The organism is Streptomyces rubellomurinus, assembly GCF_000961885.1.
GTDB lineage: Bacteria > Actinomycetota > Actinomycetes > Streptomycetales > Streptomycetaceae > Kitasatospora > Kitasatospora rubellomurina.
This window is the reverse complement of the sequence record NZ_JZKH01000006.1, coordinates 24,621-41,945: the sequence shown is the minus strand read 5'-3', so window position 1 is coordinate 41,945 and position 17,325 is coordinate 24,621. Positions and strand designations below refer to the sequence as shown.

At 73.1% G+C, this 17,325-nt stretch carries 14 protein-coding genes and 1 tRNA gene; 9 read left to right on the top strand and 6 right to left on the bottom strand.

Going from position 1 to position 17,325, the window contains the following annotated elements:
- The first annotated feature begins 4 nt into the window (after positions 1–4).
- The 7 genes from VM95_RS04865 to VM95_RS04835 all read left to right on the top strand — a co-directional run bounded on the left by VM95_RS04865 (position 5) and on the right by VM95_RS04835 (position 9,328).
- The gene (locus tag VM95_RS04865; RefSeq protein WP_045692773.1) at positions 5–2,563 is read left to right on the top strand and encodes a serine/threonine-protein kinase; all 2,559 of its coding nucleotides are present in this window, start codon (positions 5–7) and stop codon (positions 2,561–2,563) included.
- Between the two features lie 3 nt (positions 2,564–2,566).
- Positions 2,567–3,865 (top strand): protein phosphatase 2C domain-containing protein, encoded by a 1,299-nt coding sequence (locus VM95_RS45425; protein WP_063773452.1) that lies wholly within the window; start codon positions 2,567–2,569, stop codon positions 3,863–3,865.
- A 130-nt stretch (positions 3,866–3,995) separates the two neighbouring features.
- Positions 3,996–5,351, top strand: a complete 1,356-nt coding sequence (locus VM95_RS04855; protein WP_045692844.1) for a vWA domain-containing protein — start codon at positions 3,996–3,998, stop codon at positions 5,349–5,351.
- Positions 5,352–5,433: 82 nt separating this feature from the next.
- A complete protein-coding gene (locus tag VM95_RS04850) occupies positions 5,434–6,621 on the top strand; it encodes an FHA domain-containing protein (RefSeq protein WP_045692772.1) in 1,188 nt (395 codons plus the stop codon).
- Between the two features lie 158 nt (positions 6,622–6,779).
- On the top strand, positions 6,780–7,697 hold the full coding sequence (locus tag VM95_RS04845) for an ABC transporter ATP-binding protein (RefSeq protein ID WP_045692771.1): 918 nt from the start codon (positions 6,780–6,782) through the stop codon (positions 7,695–7,697).
- Positions 7,694–8,836: an ABC transporter permease gene (locus VM95_RS04840; protein ID WP_078859611.1), complete on the top strand. Its 1,143-nt coding sequence runs from the start codon at positions 7,694–7,696 to the stop codon at positions 8,834–8,836. The genes VM95_RS04845 and VM95_RS04840 overlap by 4 nt, the downstream gene beginning before the upstream one ends.
- 87 nt (positions 8,837–8,923) lie before the next feature.
- Positions 8,924–9,328, top strand: coding sequence for a globin (locus VM95_RS04835; RefSeq protein ID WP_045692842.1), 405 nt, complete (start codon positions 8,924–8,926; stop codon positions 9,326–9,328).
- 51 nt (positions 9,329–9,379) lie between these two features.
- Here VM95_RS04835 and VM95_RS04830 read toward each other — a convergent pair whose 3' ends face one another.
- From VM95_RS04830 to VM95_RS44060, 5 genes are all read right to left on the bottom strand, one after another.
- A complete protein-coding gene (locus VM95_RS04830) occupies positions 9,380–10,081 on the bottom strand; it encodes a DUF8010 domain-containing protein (protein WP_045692770.1) in 702 nt (233 codons plus the stop codon).
- A 56-nt stretch (positions 10,082–10,137) separates the two neighbouring features.
- On the bottom strand, positions 10,138–10,581 hold the full coding sequence (locus tag VM95_RS04825) for an acyl-CoA thioesterase (RefSeq protein WP_045692769.1): 444 nt from the start codon (positions 10,579–10,581) through the stop codon (positions 10,138–10,140).
- Between the two features lie 109 nt (positions 10,582–10,690).
- Positions 10,691–12,355, bottom strand: coding sequence for an energy-dependent translational throttle protein EttA (gene ettA / locus VM95_RS04820; RefSeq protein WP_045692768.1), 1,665 nt, complete (start codon positions 12,353–12,355; stop codon positions 10,691–10,693).
- Between the two features lie 268 nt (positions 12,356–12,623).
- Positions 12,624–14,036, bottom strand: coding sequence for a Cys-Gln thioester bond-forming surface protein (locus VM95_RS04815; protein ID WP_052707145.1), 1,413 nt, complete (start codon positions 14,034–14,036; stop codon positions 12,624–12,626).
- Between the two features lie 355 nt (positions 14,037–14,391).
- On the bottom strand, positions 14,392–15,066 hold the full coding sequence (locus VM95_RS44060) for a single-stranded DNA-binding protein (RefSeq protein WP_052707144.1): 675 nt from the start codon (positions 15,064–15,066) through the stop codon (positions 14,392–14,394).
- A gap of 659 nt (positions 15,067–15,725) precedes the next feature.
- Between VM95_RS44060 and VM95_RS04805 the strand changes: the two genes are divergently transcribed.
- Positions 15,726–15,801 (top strand) — tRNA-Arg (locus tag VM95_RS04805).
- 193 nt (positions 15,802–15,994) lie between these two features.
- On the opposite strand, the gene VM95_RS04800 is transcribed toward VM95_RS04805, so the two are convergent.
- Positions 15,995–16,606, bottom strand: a complete 612-nt coding sequence (locus VM95_RS04800; protein WP_045692766.1) for a TetR/AcrR family transcriptional regulator — start codon at positions 16,604–16,606, stop codon at positions 15,995–15,997.
- A 112-nt stretch (positions 16,607–16,718) separates the two neighbouring features.
- Between VM95_RS04800 and VM95_RS04795 the strand changes: the two genes are divergently transcribed.
- On the top strand, positions 16,719–17,276 hold the full coding sequence (locus VM95_RS04795; protein WP_045692765.1) for a GNAT family N-acetyltransferase: 558 nt from the start codon (positions 16,719–16,721) through the stop codon (positions 17,274–17,276).
- Positions 17,277–17,325 lie beyond the last annotated feature (49 nt).

The window sequence follows — 17,325 nt, the reverse complement described above, 5'->3', positions numbered from 1 at the left end:
GTTGATGGGCGGGACGTGCGTACGGCCGGAGTGCTCCGGCAACGGCATGATCGACGCGGACGGCTACTGCGACGAGTGCGGGCTGGCCCCGGCGGGCGGCGGGACCACCACCGGCCCGGTCACCGGCAGCACCGGCAGCACCGCGCCCCCGTCTGCCGCGACGGCCGGCCCCGGCTCGCCCTGCCCCCGGGACTGCTCGGGCAGCATCGACGCGGACGGCTACTGCGACGAGTGCGGCCTGACCGCGCCCGGCGCCGGCACCGGCCCGGTCACCGGCAGCACCCAGCCGTACGTGCCCTCCGCCCGGGTCGCCCCGGACTCCGGCCGCAGCGGCTCGGTCCGCTCGATGTCGGCCCGCACCGGCTCCGCCCGCTCCATGTCCGGCCGCTCCCGCTCGCACCGCTCGACCCGCACCGGCAGCAGCCGCTCGGTCTCGGTGCGCTCCACCCGGGGCAGCGGCACCGCGGGCACCCGCAACCCGCTGGGCGCCGGCCTGGTCACCGTGCCGACGGTGGCGACGGCCGACCCGGCGCAGGCGGTGCTCGTCAACCCCGAGGTGCCCGAGCGCAAGCGGTTCTGCTCCAAGTGCGAGTCCCCGGTGGGGCGGGAGAAGAACGGCCGCCCCGGCCGCCCGGACGGCTTCTGCACCAAGTGCGGCACGCCGTACTCCTTCACGCCCAAGCTGCGCCGCGGCGACCTGGTCGGCGGCCAGTACGAGGTGGTCGGCTGCCTGGCGCACGGCGGCCTGGGCTGGATCTACCTGGCGGTGGACCGCCGGGTCAACGACAAGTGGGTGGTCCTCAAGGGCCTGCTGGACACCGGGGACGAGGACGCGCTGGCCGCGGCCGTCGCCGAGCGGCGCTTCCTGGCCGAGGTCGACCACCCGAGCATCGTGCGGATCATCAACTTCGCCGAGCACCCGGACCTGCGCACCGGCTCCACCGACGGCTACATCGTCATGGAGTACGTCGGCGGCAAGTCGCTCAAGGACATCGCCAACGAGCGCCGCACCCCGGACGGGCGGCGCGAGCCGCTGCCCGTCGAGCAGGCCATCGCGTACGCGCTGGAGGCGCTGCCCGCGCTCGGCTACCTGCACGGCCGCGGCCTGGTCTACTGCGACTTCAAGATCGACAACGTGATCCAGAGCGGCGACGCGCTCAAGATCATCGACATGGGCGCCGTCCGCCGCCTCGACGACGACGGGCCGATCTACGGCACCATCGGCTACCAGGCCCCGGAGATCGCCACCGACGGCCCCTCCCCCGCCTCCGACCTCTACACCGTGGCCCGCACCCTCGCGGTGCTCACCTTCGACTTCCAGGGCTACAGCACCACCTACCGGGACTCGCTGCCCGGCCCGGAGGACGTCGAGGTCTTCGCCCGGTACGAGTCGTACTACCGCTTCCTGGTCCGCGCCACCGACCCCGACCCGGCCCGCCGCTTCGCCTCCGCCGAGGAGATGGCCGACCAGCTCACCGGGGTGCTGCGCGAGGTCCTGGCCCTCCAGGACGGCCGGGCCCGGCCCGCGCTCTCCACCCTCTTCGGCCCCGAACTGCGCGTCTTCGACACCGAGTTGGTGCTGCCCACCGAGCAGCGCGGGCAGCTCCGGCTGGCCCCGCTCGACCCGGCCGCCGCCGCCCTCGCGCTGCCCGTCCCCCGGGTCGACCCGACCGACCCGAACGCCGGCTTCCTCGCCACCCTGCTCGCCACCGACCCCGAGGAGGCGCTCGCCGCCCTCGCCGGCGCCCCCGCCGCCTCGGTCGAGAGCCGGCTGCGCGAACTGCGCGCCCTGCTCGAACTCGGCCGCCACGGCACGGCGACGGCCGAGCTCGCCGAGCTGGAGGCGGAGCACCCGGAGGACTGGCGGGTGGTCTGGTACCGCGGCCTGGCCTCGCTGGTCGGGGCGGCAGCCGAGGGCGCGAGCGGGCAGGCCGCCACTTCCCTGCGGGCCGCCGCCGAGGCCTTCGACGCCGTCTACGACGCCTTCCCCGGCGAGGCCGCGCCCAAGCTCGCCCTGGCCATCTGCGCCGAACTGCTCGGCGACGGCGGCGACGCGGCCGAGTTCTACCGGCTCGTGTGGACCACCGACCCGGCCTACCTGAGCGCCGCCTTCGGCCTCGCCCGGGTCCGCCTCGCCGAGGACGACCGGCCCGCCGCCGTGCGGGTGCTGGAGTCCGTCCCGGCCACCTCCAGCCAGTACACCGCCGCCCGGATCGCCGCCGTCCGCGCCCGCCTGCGCGAACGCCCGGCCACCGACGACCTGGCCGCCGACCTCACCGCCGGCTCCGCCCAGCTGACGGCCCTGCGCCTGGACGACCGGCTCCGCGAGGAGCTGTCGGTCGAGGTGCTGAGCGCCGCCCTCGGCTGGGTCGACGCCACCCCCGAGAACCGCCGGAAGGAGGCCGCCGCCACCGTCGTGCTCGGGCGGCCCGCCGAGGACCGGGAACTGCGCTTCGCCCTGGAACAGTCCTACCGGGTACTCGCCCGGTTGGCCGACCGGGCCGAGACCAGGATCGAGATGGTGGAGCGGGCCAACCGTGCCCGTCCCAGGACGTGGGTGTAGCCGATGCCGCAGCAGACCGAGTGCCCGAGCTGTGCCGAGTCGATGGACCCGGACGACGCCTTCTGCAACCGCTGCGGCGCCGCCCGGGACGGCGGCTCCGCGCCGGGCGCGATGCCCGCCAGCTGGGCCGCCGCCCATGCCGAGGCCGTCCCCGCCCAGCGCGGGCCGGTCTGCGTCCACTGCGGGCAGCCCAGCGTCGCCCCGGACGGCTACTGCGAGGCCTGCGGGGGCGCCCAGCCGCGCCCGCGCGACCACATGGAGAAGGCGCTCGCGGGCGTCGCCGGGGTCAGCGACCGCGGTGTGCGCCACCACCGCAACGAGGACTCCTTCACCGTCGCCGCCACCTCGCTGCCCGGCGGCGAGCCGGTCGTGGTGGCCGTGGTCTGCGACGGCGTCTCCTCCTCCGACCGCCCCGACGAGGCCTCCGAGACCGCCGTCGACGCCGCCTCCGAATCGCTGCTCACCTCCCTGGAGGCCGGCCGCGACCACGAGGACGCGATGCGCCGGGCCATCGCCGACGCCGCGAAGGCCGTCGCCGACCTCGCCGCCGACGGCACCGGGCCCACCCGGCCCGAGGTCAACGCCCCCGCCTGCACCTACGTCAGCGCGATCGCCGCCGGCGGCCGGGTCACCATCGGCTGGGTCGGCGACACCCGGGCCTACTGGATCCCGGACGACCGCGCCGCCGCCGAGCCGTTCCGGCTCACCCAGGACGACTCCTGGGCGGCCCGGATGGTCGAGGCCGGGCTGATGGGCGAGGCCGAGGCCTACGCCGACCCCCGCGCCCACGCCATCACCGGCTGGCTCGGCGCCGACGCCGACGAGGTCGTGCCGCACACCCTCGAGTTCACCCCGCACGTGCCCGGGGTGCTGCTGATCTGCACCGACGGCCTGTGGAACTACGCCGAGGCGGCCACCGACCTGGCCTACTTCGTCCGGCCCGACGCCCGCGCCGAGCCGCTCGCGGCGGCGCAGACCCTGGTCAAGTTCGCGGTCGCCGCCGGCGGCCACGACAACATCACCGTCGCCGTGCTGCCGATCGACCCGCCGCCGGTCGCGATCGAGGAGGTCGAGCAGACGCCCACCGCGCTGGACCTGCCGATCATCAGCCGCCCGGCCGCGCCCGCCGCGCCCGCCGGCCCGGGTGCGCGGGCCGAGGGCGACGAGGACGACGAGGACTACGAGCCGACCCTCCCGGACCTCCCGGTGATCGGCTCCCCCGCCGCCCCACTGCCCCCGGCACCGCCCGCGCCCGCCGCACCGCCCGTACCGCCCCGGCCCCCGCACCCGCCGACCGCCTGAGCACGCCACGCCCGGACGGCCCGGGGGCCTGACGGCACGAATGGCCCCCGGCCCGGTGGACCGCCGCCCGGCGGGCCGCCCCACCGACCCGATCACACCCACCACGCATCCGACGGGAGCCGACCGCCCCATGGCCACACTGGCGAAGCCGAACCTGCCCAAGTTCGACGTGGAGATCTTCCAGAACGAGTGCCTCGCCGAAGGCGCCCGCGAGGTCAACGCCATCGTCACCGTCACCGCCACCGGCGGCGGCACCTCCGGCGGCCGCCCGCTCGGCCGCTTCGACGCCGTGCCGCCGGGTGCCGACGCCGCCGCGGCCGTGGTGATCCTGGTCGACTGCTCCGGCTCGATGGACTACCCCAAGACCAAGATCAACGGCGCCCGCGAGGCCACCGCCGCCGCCATCGACGCGGTGCGCGACGGCACCGCCTTCGCCGTCGTCGCCGGCACCCACGAGGCCCGCGACATCTACCCGGGCGACGGCACCCTGGCGATCGCCTCCGCCGCCACCCGCGACCAGGCCAAGGAGTCGCTGCGCCGGCTCACCGCCGCCGGCGGCACCGCCATGGGCACCTGGCTGACCAAGGCCGACCAGCTCTTCCTGACCCGCCGCGAGATCGCCATCCGGCACGCCATCCTGCTCACCGACGGCAACAACGAGCACGAGTCGGCCGAGGACCTGGCCCGCACCGTCGAGCGGGTCACCGGCCACTTCACCGCCGACTGCCGCGGCGTCGGCACCGACTGGCGGATCGACGAGCTGCGCAAGATCTCCTCCGCGCTGCTCGGCACCACCGACATCGTCGCCGAACCCTCCGGCCTGGCCGAGGACTTCCGCTCGATGATGGCCGGCGCGATGGGCAAGCAGGTCGCCGACGTCGCGCTGCGGATCTGGACCCCGGCCAACGCCACCGTCAAGTTCGTCAAGCAGGTCGCCCCCTCGGTCGAGGACCTGACCGCCCGCCGCACCGAGGCCGGGCCCCGGGCCGGCGACTACCCCACCGGCTCCTGGGGCGACGAGAGCCGCGACTACCACGTCTGCGTCGAGGTCCCGGCCGCCTCGATCGGCAACGAGATGCTCGCCGCCCGGATCAGCCTGGTGCTGCCCCCGCAGGTCGGCGGCGGCACCCCCGAGGTGCTCTCCCAGGGCCTGGTCAAGGCCGTCTGGACGGACGACCTGGCCGCCTCCACCCGGATCAGCCCGCAGGTCGCCCACTACACCGGGCAGGCCGTGCTGGCCTCCTCCATCCAGGAGGGCCTGGAGGCCCACCGGGCCGGGGACGTCGACACCGCGACGGCCAAGCTGGGCGCCGCCGTCCGGATCGCGCACGAGACCGGCAACGAGGGCACGTACAAGCTGCTCCAGAAGGTGGTCGACGTCGTCGACCCCAAGGAGGGTACGGTTCGGTTCCGTAAGAACGTGAGCGAGGCCGACTCGATGACCCTTGAGACCCGGTCGACCAAGACAGTGCGTGTGAAGAAGTGACCGCTGAAGACGTGGCCGGGCCGACGGCCCGGCGCGACGCCGCCCCGATCCGGCTCGACGCGCTCGAAGTGAGGGGGACCTGATGCCGATCTGCCCGAGGGGCCACGAGTCGCAGGCCGAGGACTGGTGCGACTTCTGCGGCTTTCCCATGACGCCGCCGCCACCGGCCCCGCCCGGGGCCCACGGCGGCCACCCCGCGCCCGGCGCGCCCTACGGCGCCCCGGTGCCCCCGCCGATGCCGCCGCCGTCGGCCTACCCTCCGCCGCAGCCCGGCGCGGTGCCGCCGCCCGGGGCCGTACCGCCGCCCCCGGCGGGCCACGGCTTCCCGGACCTCACCGAGGGCCTGGCCCTGTGCCCGATCTGCCGCAGCCCGCAGACCGGCCGGTTCTGCGAGGAGTGCGGCTACGACTACGAGCTGTCCACGCCCTCGCGCCGCCAGCCGCCGCCCACCGGCATGCCCGCGCCCGCGCCCGCGCCCGGGCCGGCCCAGCCGCCGCCGCTGAACATCCCGGAGGCGTACGGCGGCACGGCGCAGCCGCAGCCCGTCCAACACCAGCAGCCCGTCCCGCACCCGCAGCCCGTCCAGCAGCCGCCGGCGGCCCCGCCGCAGCCGGACGCCGCGCAGCACCCGCACATCTACGGCTACCCGCCGCCGGAGGGCGCCTTCCCGGACGCCGTGCTGGGCTCGGACTCCGGCCCGGTCTACGCCGGACAGCCGGCCGGGCCGCCCGCCGGACAGCCCGCGCCCAACCGCGACTACGGCACGTCCTTCCACCTCGCCCCGCCGCAGCCCCAGCCCCAGCCCCAGCCCCAGCCGCAGCCGCAGGGCCAGCCGGAGCCCGCGCCGACCGAGCCCCTGCGGGCCAACTGGATCGCCGTGGTCGCCGCCGACCGCGACTACTTCACCGAGATGATGACCCGTAGCGGCCCCGAGGCGGCCGGCCTGTTCTTCCCGCCGTACTGCCCCGAGCGGCGCATCCCGCTGACCGGCCGCGGCCAGCTGCGGATCGGGCGGCGCAGCCAGCACCGCGGCACCGTGCCCGAGATCGACCTGTCGGTGCCCCCGGAGGACCCGGGCGCCTCGCACCAGCACGCGCTGCTCGCCGAACAGGCGGACGGCAGCTGGGTCCTGGTGGACCAGGACTCGACCAACGGCACCACCGTCAACGGCGGCGCCGAGCCGATCGCCCCGCACACCGCGGTGCCCCTGAACGACGGCGACCGGATCCACATCGGCGCCTGGACGACCATCACGGTGCACCGCGCCTGACCGCCCTCTTGAGGGCCAGTCAGCGACAACTCCGGCCGGGCCGGGCGGAATTCACTTTCCGCCCGGCCCGGCCGCTTTCGCCCCCACCCTCAAGGAATCCCCAAATCCCCAGTCCCCGATGTGCACAAACGCGCTCGGGAGCCCTATTCTCAGGGCACATGACTGCAGCTATATCCGCTGACGGCATCCGTCAGCGGTACGGGGATGTGCAGGCTGTCGACGGGGTGTCACTGACCGTCGAGGCCGGCGAATTTTACGGAATCCTGGGCCCGAACGGCGCCGGGAAGACCACCACGATGGAAATCCTGGAGGGGGTCCGCAAGCCCGACGAGGGCCGGATCGAGCTCCTGGGGATGGCGCCCTGGCCGCGCAATCCGAAGCTGCTGCCGCGCATCGGCGTGCAGTTCCAGGCCTCCGCGTTCTTCCGCAAGTTGACGGCCCGGGAGACCATCCGCACCTTCGCGTCGTTCTACGGGGTCGGCCCCAAGCGGGCCGACGCGATGCTGGAGCGGGTCGGCCTCGCCGACAAGTCCGAGACGCTCACCGACCAGATGTCCGGCGGCCAGGCCCAGCGCCTGTCGATCGCCTGCGCCCTCGCCCACGACCCGGAGCTCGTCTTCCTCGACGAGCCCACCACCGGCCTCGACCCGCAGGCCCGCCGCAACCTCTGGGACCTCCTGCGCGACATCAACGCCGAGGGCCGCACCGTCGTCCTGACGACCCACTACCTGGACGAGGCCGAGGTGCTCTGCGACCGGGTCTCGATCATGGACCACGGGAAGATCCTGCACACCGGCGCCCCGGCGGCGCTGATCCGCGAGATCGACGACACCGTCCGGATCAGCGTGGCCTCCGGCCAGCTGTCGCTCGAGCGGGCCCGCGAGCTGCTGACCGCGGCCGGCGCCGACCTCGCCACCCTGGAGGACGACACCGTCACGCTGTCCGTCTCCACCCGGCTCCCGGCCCCGGTGCTCAGCGTGCTGGCCGAGCAGAACGCGCTGCGCGGCCTCGAGGTGCGCGGTGCCACCCTGGAGGACGTCTTCCTCCAGCTCACCGGACGGGAGTTCCGCGCATGACCGCCACCACCCCCACCACGCCGAAGGCACCCGCCCCGCGCGGCACCTCGGCCGACGCCGGCGGGCGGGAGCGGGTCAGCGCGTTCTGGAGCCTGTCCCGCGCGATGCTGCTCGGCATGAAGCGCGACCGCACCGCGACGTTCTTCATCCTGCTCTTCCCGCTGGTCTTCCTGGTGTTCTTCGGCGGCGTCAGCAAGGGCGACCACAGCCCGCACGCCAAGGTGGCGCAGGTCGGCGCGGTGAAGCTGTTCGACTCGATCCAGGGCCCGGACCGGGCCGGCCTGGACAAGGTCCTCACCATCACCCACACCGACGACGAGGCCGCCACGCTGGAGAAGGTCCGCAAGGGCGACTTCGACGCGCTGATCAAGCAGGGCGCGGACGGCAAGGTCGAGCTGCGCTTCACCGCGGCCGACCAGGTCCGCGCCGGCGCCCTCCAGGGCATCCTCAACTCGGTGGTCCAGGAGGCCAACCAGGCGGCCACCGGCCAGAAGCCGGCCTACGTGCTGGACTCCCAGCAGGTCGAGGACAAGTCGCTCAAGCCGATCCAGTTCCTCACCCCGGGCCTGCTCGGCTGGGCCGTCGCCACCGGCGCGGTCTTCGGTGCCGCGCTGACGCTGGTCAACTGGCGCAAGAGCAAGGTGCTGCGCCGCCTGCGGCTCGCCCCGATCAGCGCCGGCACGGTGGTCAGCTCCCGGATCCTGGTCTCCCTGGTGACGGCGCTCCTGCAGACCACCGTCTTCGTGGTGGTCGCGACGAGCTTCTTCGGGCTCAAGCTCACCGGCAACTGGTGGCTGATCATCCCGCTGGTCGCCTGCGCGACCCTCGCCTTCATGTCGATCGGCCTGCTGGCCGGCTCGGTCGCCAAGACCGAGGAGGCGGCGAGCGGCATCTCGCAGGTCATCGTCCTGCCGATGTCCTTCCTCTCGGGCTCCTTCTTCCCGATGGACGGCGCTCCGGGCTGGCTGAAGACCGTCTCCGAGTTCATGCCGCTGCACTACCTGGTCAGCAGCGCGCAGTCGGTCCTCACCCGCGGCGGCGGCGTCATGGACGCCCTCCCCACCATGGGCGGCCTGCTGCTCTTCGCGGCCGTGCTGACCGGCATCTCCTGGAAGCTGTTCAAGTGGGAGGACGCGTAGCCGTCACCCGCTGAATCCGCGAGCGCGCGGGGTCGTACGCCTTTGGTCCTGGTGTACGGCCCCGCCGGCGTCTGCGACCATGGTCGGGTGAAAGAGATCCGGCGTGGCACGTTCAGCGAGGAGACCTTCTTCGACCAGGTCGGTGGCGAGCCGACCTTCCGGCGGCTGGCCCGGCGCTTCTACGAGGGCGTCGCCGGGGACGAGCTGCTGCGGCCGATGTACCCCGAGGAGGACCTCGGCCCGGCCGAGGAGCGGATGGCGCTGTTCCTGATGCAGTACTGGGGCGGCCCGAACACCTACAGCGAGCGGCGCGGGCACCCGCGGCTGCGGATGCGGCACGTGCCGTTCAAGGTGGACAAGGCCGCGCACGACGCGTGGCTCACCCACATGCGCGCGGCCGTGGCGAGCCTGGAGCTGTCCGCCGAGCACGAGCAGCAGCTGCTGGACTACCTCGCCTACGCGGCCGCCTCGATGATCAACACCCCGGGCTGAGCCCCGGCCGGCCGTGGCACAGGCCGATCCTCGACCGCCCGAGCGGCCGGACTACCTGAGCGGGCTGAGCCCGAGCCCCGCGCCCGGCGCGGCCGCGGTGCGCAGCACCACCGATCCGGCCGGGGCGCTCAGCCGCAGCCAGCCGCCCGCCCGGTGCGCGGTGAGCGGGGCGCCGGGCTTCAGGAAGCCGATCACGTAGGCGGCGTGCACCGCCCGCAGCGGCAGCTCCGGCAGCACGCCGACCGGGCGGGACCAGATCTCGTCGGCCAGCCCGTCCAGCACCGCGCGGGTGCGGTGGTGGGCCGGGACGGCCTCGCTGCGCTCGCGGAACTCCCGGACGCCGGCCATCAGTTCGGGGTACACCTCGGCCACCGGCGGGGCGCCGACCGGCCGCCAGCCGGTGCGCGGCGGCAGCAGGCCGGCCCAGGCCGGGCCGGTCACCGGGGCGGGCAGCGCGACGGCGCCGGTCTCCGCGTCCACGCCGTCCAGCAGTTGCCCGGCCGAGACGGTGAGGTCCACCGGCTCGTCGAGGCCGCCGAGCCGCGCGGTGCGGATCGCCAGCGCGCCGGAGCCGCCCAGCGGCAGCCGTCCGAACACCGCCAGCACGCCGTCGCGGCCCTCCTCCGATGCCTGGCCGACCGCCTGCAGCCGCACGACCGCCGCCTTGTCGAAGCGCAGCAGGCGCAGCAGGAAGGCGGAGAGGTCGGCGGCCTCCCGGGTGTCGGTGAGGGCGAGGCGGGCGGTGACGGTCAACGCGGCTCAGCTCGAATCGTCGTGGGGGTGTTTCGCGTGGTGCGGGGCGTACGTCTTCAGACTGCCGCGACGGCGGGCTCCGCGTCCATGAACCGGGACAGGAACTCCCGCTCCACCGGCGTGATCCGGCGCGGCCGGCCCTCGGCCAGGTCGTAGGGGACGACCACGGTGGAGGCGCGGACGTACACCGTCTCGCTGCCGTCCTCGTGGGTGTCCTTGATCTCGTAGGTGACGGTCAGCGAGGCGCTGCCGATGTGCGTCACCCGGGTCTCGATGGTGACCGGCTCGGGCCGGTGCACCAGCGGACGCTTGTAGTCGATCTCGTGGCGGGCCACCACCGAGCCGCCCGCGAACTCCCCGGCACCGGCCTCGGCGGCCTGGGTGAACATGAAGTCGATGCGGGCCTCCTCCAGGTAGCGCAGGAAGACCACGTTGTTGACGTGCCCGAAGGCGTCCATGTCGGACCAGCGCAGCGGGCAGGCGTAGATGTGGCGGGCCACGGATGTTCTCCTCGGTGTCCGTTCGCCCGCCGCCGTACGTCGGTGACGGGCCGCGGCCCGGCAGGCCGCCCCGGAGGGCAGTCTGCCGGGCCGTTGTGACAGCTGGATGTCAGCCTCGGGTCAGCTTCTTGTAGGTGGCCCGGTGCGGGCGGGCGGCGTCGGCGCCCAGCCGCTCGATCTTGTTCTTCTCGTACGACTCGAAGTTGCCCTCGAACCAGAACCACTTGCTCTCGCCCTCGTAGGCGAGGATGTGGGTGGCCACTCGGTCCAGGAACCAGCGGTCGTGGGAGATGACCACGGCGCAGCCGGGGAACTCCAGCAGGGCGTTCTCCAGCGAGGAGAGCGTCTCGACGTCGAGGTCGTTGGTGGGCTCGTCGAGGAGCAGCAGGTTGCCGCCCTGCTTGAGGGTGAGCGCCAGGTTCAGGCGGTTGCGCTCACCGCCGGAGAGCACGCCGGCCGGCTTCTGCTGGTCCGGGCCCTTGAAGCCGAAGGCCGACACGTAGGCGCGGGACGGCATCTCGACCTGGCCGACGTTGATCCAGTCCAGACCGTCCGACACGACCTCCCAGAGGGTCTTCTTCGGGTCGATGTTGGCGCGGCTCTGGTCGACGTAGCTGATCTTGACGGTCTCGCCGACCTTGACCTTGCCGGAGTCCGGGGTCTCCAGGTCCTGGAGCATCTTGAACAGCGTGGTCTTGCCGGCGCCGTTCGGGCCGATGATGCCGACGATGCCGTTGCGCGGCAGGGTGAAGCTGAGGTCGTCGATCAGGACCTTCTCGCCGAAGGCCTTGTTGAGGTTCTCGACCTCGATGACGACGTTGCCCAGGCGCGGGCCCGGCGGGATCTGGATCTCCTCGAAGTCCAGCTTCCGCATCTTGTCGGCCTCGGCCGCCATCTCCTCGTAACGGGCGAGGCGGGCCTTGGACTTGGCCTGGCGGCCCTTGGCGTTGGAGCGGACCCACTCCAGCTCTTCCTTGAGCCGCTTGGCGCGCTTGGCGTCCTTCTGGCCCTCGACCTTGAGACGGGACTGCTTGGTCTCGAGGTAGGTGGAGTAGTTGCCCTCGTACGGGTAGGCGCGGCCGCGGTCGAGCTCCAGGATCCACTCGGCCACGTGGTCGAGGAAGTACCGGTCGTGGGTGACGGCCACGACGGTGCCCTTGTACTTGGCCAGGTGCTGCTCCAGCCAGTTCACCGACTCGGCGTCGAGGTGGTTGGTGGGCTCGTCGAGCAGCAGCAGGTCGGGGGCCTCCAGCAGCAGCTTGCAGAGCGCGACGCGGCGCTTCTCGCCACCGGAGAGCTTGGTGACCGCCCAGTCGCCGGGCGGGCAGCCCAGGGCGTCCATGGCCTGCTCCAGCTGGGCGTCCAGGTCCCAGGCCTCGGCGTGGTCCAGCTCCTCCTGGAGCTTGCCCATCTCCTCGAGGAGGGCGTCCGAGTAGTCGGTCGCCATCAGCTCGGCGATCTCGTTGAAGCGGTCGAGCTTCCCCTTGATCTCCTTGACGCCGTCCTGCACGTTCTCCAGGACGGTCTTCGTCTCGTCGAGCGGCGGCTCCTGGAGCAGCATGCCGACGGTGAAGCCGGGCGAGAGGAAGGCGTCGCCGTTGGAGGGGTGCTCCAGGCCGGCCATCATCTTGAGCACGGTGGACTTACCGGCACCGTTGGGGCCCACGACGCCGATCTTCGCTCCGGGGAGGAAGCTGAGCGTCACGTCGTCAAGGATGACCTTGTCTCCGTGAGCCTTGCGCACCTTGCGCATCGTGTAGATGTATTCCGCCACGTGAGATCGCTCCGGCGTCGTCGGGAGTAATTCGGCTTGCAGCCTTCCATTGTGCCGCACCCGGCCGGGAGCCCCGAACCGCCGGGGTGCCCCTCGGGGGTATCCCGGCCCGTGGGTTGAGGAGCGCCGCGCCGACGCCCCCACGGCAACGCGAACGGCCCGGCTCCCCGCAGCGGATGCGGGGAGCCGGGCCGTCGTTCCGCCTCAGGGGTCCGAGGAGGTCAGTGCCTCCGGGCCGGGCTCAGGCGGTTCAGGCGCTTCAGGCGCTTCAGGCGGTGGTGCGACCGTGGCGGCCACGGCGGCGCAGGAAGAAGACCGAGGCGCCACCGGCGACGACCAGGGCACCGGCGACACCGGCGATGATCGGGGTGTTGCTGCTGGCACCGGTCTGGGCCAGGCCACCGGTGCCGGGGGCGGCGCTGGTGGTCGACGGGGCCGGGTGGGCGGCCGCGGTGGACGGACCGGCGGTCGGGGTGCCGGTCGCGGCCGGGGTGGTCGGGGCGCCGGTCGGCGTCACGCCGGTCTTGCAGTCGAGGGTGCCGGTGAAGGTCTTGGTGTAGCCGTTCGGGCCGGCCACCGCGATCTCGTAGTGGGCCTTCTCGGCGACCTTGACCAGCACGTTCTCGCTCTTGCCCGGCTGGACGGTCACCTGCTGCTTGCCGACCGTGACGGTCGCGGGCTGGTCACCGGTGTTGTTGACGGTGACGCGCACGCCGCCGTTGGCGCACTCGACCTTGGCGCTGCTGTCGACCAGCGCGCCGGTGCCCTGCTTCCAGGTGGCCTTGGCCTCGGCCGCGACGCTGACCTTGATGGAGTCGGCCAGGATCATGGTCTGGCTGTGGTTGCCCGCGTCGTCCAGGTCGCTCATGAAGACCCGGCCGCTGAGCACGCTGGTGTCGGCGCTGGCGCTGAGCGCGGCCTTGCCGTCCGGGGTGCCGGCCGGCACGTCCAGGAACAGCTGGGTGTCCTTGCCGATCGGGCCGGTCAGGGCGCCGCTGACGGCCTTGCCGTCCTTGTCGAGCACCTTGATCTTGTCGGCCGCGTCGCCGGAGACGGCCAGCTTCACCGCGTTGGCGCTGGAGTTCAGCACGAACGGGCCGAGCTTGCCGCCGGCCTTGCCGGTGACGGAGTCCGGGGTGAGCGTCAGCGAGGGCTTCGGCTCGGCCGCGACGCCCTTGTTGGCGTCGCCGGTCAGGTAGTCGCGCAGCTTCTTGGCGTGCTCGTTGCGCGGGGTCGCGGTCTTGCCGTCCGAGAACTTCCAGATCGCGGTCTGGGTGCCGGCGGCGGCGTCCTCCTCGGACAGGTCCGCGTCGCCGATGGCGTCCCGCAGCTTGGCCAGCTGGACGTGCGGGTACGAGTTGTCCAGGATCCAGCGGATCTGGGGGGCGTTCGCGTTGCTGTTGAGGGAGCTGGCCGACCAGTCCGCCTCGTGGTACTTCGCACCACTGTTCAGGTAGACCGGGTTGTCGAAGTCGATGCAGTAGGTGCGCAGCTCCTCGCCCGACGCCGTCTTGAGGGTGAACAGGCCGGCGTCGACCGCACCCTTGCCCTCGACGTCGACCTTCTCGCCGAACATCTTGTTCTGCACCACCGCGGTGACGCCCGCGCCGGGGCCGTCCGCCGCGACCGCCGCACCGGCCGCGAGCAGGCCACCACCCAGCGCAACGCTGGTCGTGAGCATGACAGTGGTTATGCGGGTCAGACTCCGCTTCTGCCTCTGGACCATCAGGAATCCCTCCGGGACGGGCTCGGCCCGAGGGGCGGCCCGCCGACTTTCCATGCCGCACGCGCCCCCTGTGGCGCTGTCGCGGGGTTTGAAACCAGACGAATCCTATTGAGCCTCAGAGGCCCCGAAACCCCCATGCGAAATCCGGACGATTCCGTATCTGGATCGTTATCAATCCCCCCAGAATCCACACAAGCTGACACCATGCCAGAAACTCGGCACCGCTTTCCTTGATCGGTCCGGAATGCGCGTGCGGACGCAATGGCCTTCTCGATCAACATATTTGTCGACAGGGCGGGTCGTCGACCCGTCAGCTCCGCCTCCCTTCCGCCCCACCTCCCCGCTCCCTCTCGGACACCGCGCCGGGCTCCGCCGCCGGCTTCCCGGCCGCCCCGGACGCCACCCCCGACGCCGCCGCGGATGCCGCCCCTGCCGCCGTCACGGATGCCGCCACCGACCCTGCCGGCACCGCCGGTTCGGCCCCCGCCGCACCCGTCGACGGCGCCGCCGCCGCGCCCCTGCGGCCCTCCAGGGCGTTCACGATCCACCCGGGCACCGCTTCGCCACCGGCCCCCGATCCGGCCGCCCCGCCCGGCGCGAGCGCGCCCGGCGGATGCCCGCGCACCCCGACCGCCCAACGGAAGGCCGCGGTACCGCGGGTGAGGTCGTGTCCGACCGACCGGGCGTCGATCTCCGCCCGACTGCGCCGCACCTCACCCTGCGTCCACTCCCGCACCTTCAGCCGGCCACTCACCAGCACCGGATCCCCCCGCGACAGCGAGCCGATCAGGTTCACCGCGAGCGCCCGCCAGGCCGTCACTGTGAGCCACTGCGTCTCGCCGTCGACCCAGCACTCGCGCTCCCGGTCGTACCGCCGCTCGGTGCAGCCGAGCCGGAAACTGGCCATCGGCACGCCACTGCCGGTTTCCCCGTAGCTCACTTCGCTCGCGACATTGCCGAGCAGCGTCACATGCGTCTCGTTCACAGCGCACTCTCCGTTCTCGCCGATGCACCGTACGGAATCGAGCGGTGCGAGAGGAGAGTGCGTCGCGGGGGGAATTCCGGCGATGGACTTCCGAAATCCTGTGGACAACTCGTAGGCCACTCGGCACATTCCGATAGTCACTGTCACTCGCAGGGGTGAATTTCAGCCTTTGGCCGCCGCCCGGACCCCCGACTCCTCGCGGCCATGACAACAAACCACCTGCTCCGCGACCCGGCCGGCGCCTCCCGGAACGTGCCCGGGAACGCCCCCGAACGGCCGTCCGCGCACGTCAATCGACCGCGGCAACCCGAATACGACCCCCCACCCGCACCGGTGGCGACGCATTCTCCGTGTCGAATCCATAACGGGTGGGGCGGCAGCCCCGTAACGACTGCACAACGTCCGGCCCGGAACATCGCCAGACCGCTGCACGCACGGCCTTCACCTGCGATTATCGGACCGCTCCACCGAACCGACACACCAACGGCGGTGCTGTCACACCCGGCCCGGCAACTGGACACCCTTATCCTGTCCCCGACAGGGCGAGGGCCCACCAACCCCCACCCCCACACCCCTCAGGCACGGGGCCGGACGCGCGCGCACCAGCGCTCGCCATCCGAACCCGGCCACGGTCACGCCCACCCGGCGCGATCCGTCCCGCCCCCATAGCTCAGCGGATAGAGCACCCGCCTTCTAAGCGGTAGGTCGCAGGTTCGAATCCTGCTGGGGGCGCCACCCGAGAATTCCCGCAGGTAGCCCCGCGGATGGATACTCTCCGTAGCCAATTCGGCTCTCCCGGTCATCTCCCGGACCAATCGCTTCAGCACCCTCCGACCATGCGTCGGCCGTGCGCCCGGCGCACCCGAATCGTCACTGTGCGTATCGATTCCGTCGTGAGAGCGGCCCGGCCGCACCGCCCGGGAACCGGTCAGCGGGCCAGCGTCGCCAGGTGCCCGTCCAGCAGCGCGACCTGCCGCTCGGCCGGGAACTCCCCGGGCGCGAACAGTGCCTGCACGACCAGGCCGAGCGCGAAGGCCTGCGCCCCGGCGGCGAGGTCCGCGGGATCGGCGTCCGCCGGGAGCTCGCCGAGCCGCTGGGCCTCCACCACGTGCGCCGTCAGCGCCTCCCGCGAGCGCCCGTAGCGGCCCGCGTGCGCCAGCGCGAGGTCCGGGTCGGCCAGCGCGACGTCCCAGGAGCCGACCCAGATCCGGTTGCCGGCCACGGCGGCGCCGTCCAGCGGCAGCACGTCCAGCAGCGCCGCGCGCAGCCGGGCCAGGCCGGCCGGCGGCGGGGGGCTGCCGTCCGCCGGGGCGGCGCGCCGGGGCCGGGTGGCCGAGCGGCGGTCCAGCTCCTCCAGCGCGTGGCTGAGCAGGGCCTTCTTGTTCGGGAAGTAGTGCGTCAGCAGCCCGGTGGAGGCCCCGAGTTCGGCGGCCACGGCGCGCAGCGTGAGGCCTTCGAAGCCCCGGGTGGACAGCACCCGCCACACCCCCTCGGAGACTTCCGAGCGGCGGGCGTCATGGTCTCCACGGGCTGGCGTCATGGGGGCTATCGTACATACCAAACGTTTGTTATGAATGGTTCCGAGCACCGCGCGGTCCCCGACCGCCGGATGGCTCCCCCGACCGTTCCGCCCCACCGGAGAGGCCCCGCCCGTGTTTGCCGTACCGCTCGCCGAGAACGCCGAACTGCGCCCCCTGGAGCCGTGGCAGGCCCCCGAGTTCCTCGCCCACATCGAGCGCGGCCGCGCCCACATCGACCCGTGGATCCCGTGGGCGAGCTTCTCCACCGACCTGGAGTCGGCCCGCTCCACCCTGCAGCGCTACGCGGACCGGCAGAACTCCGACTCCGGCCGGATCTACGGCATCTGGCGGGACGGCACGCTGGTCGGCGGCGTGATGTTCGTGCACTTCGACGCCAAGAGCGGCACCTGTGAGATCGGCGCCTGGACCGAGCCGGCCGGGGAGGGCGGCGGGCTGGTCACCGCCGCCGTCCGCCTGCTGCTGGACTACGCCTTCACCACCCGCGGCCTGCACCGGGCCGAGTGGTGGTGCTCGGCCGCCAACGCCCGCAGCCGGGCCGTCGCCGAGCGGGTCGGCATGACCCGGGACGGCGTGCTGCGCGAGTGGTTCCTGCACAACGGGGTGCGCCACGACAAGGAGGTCTGGGGGATCCTCGCCCCCGAGTGGGCCGCCGCCACCGCCCGGGACTGAGCAGGTGCGGCGGGGCCCGGTGGACCTTCCCCGTCCACCGGGCCCCGCC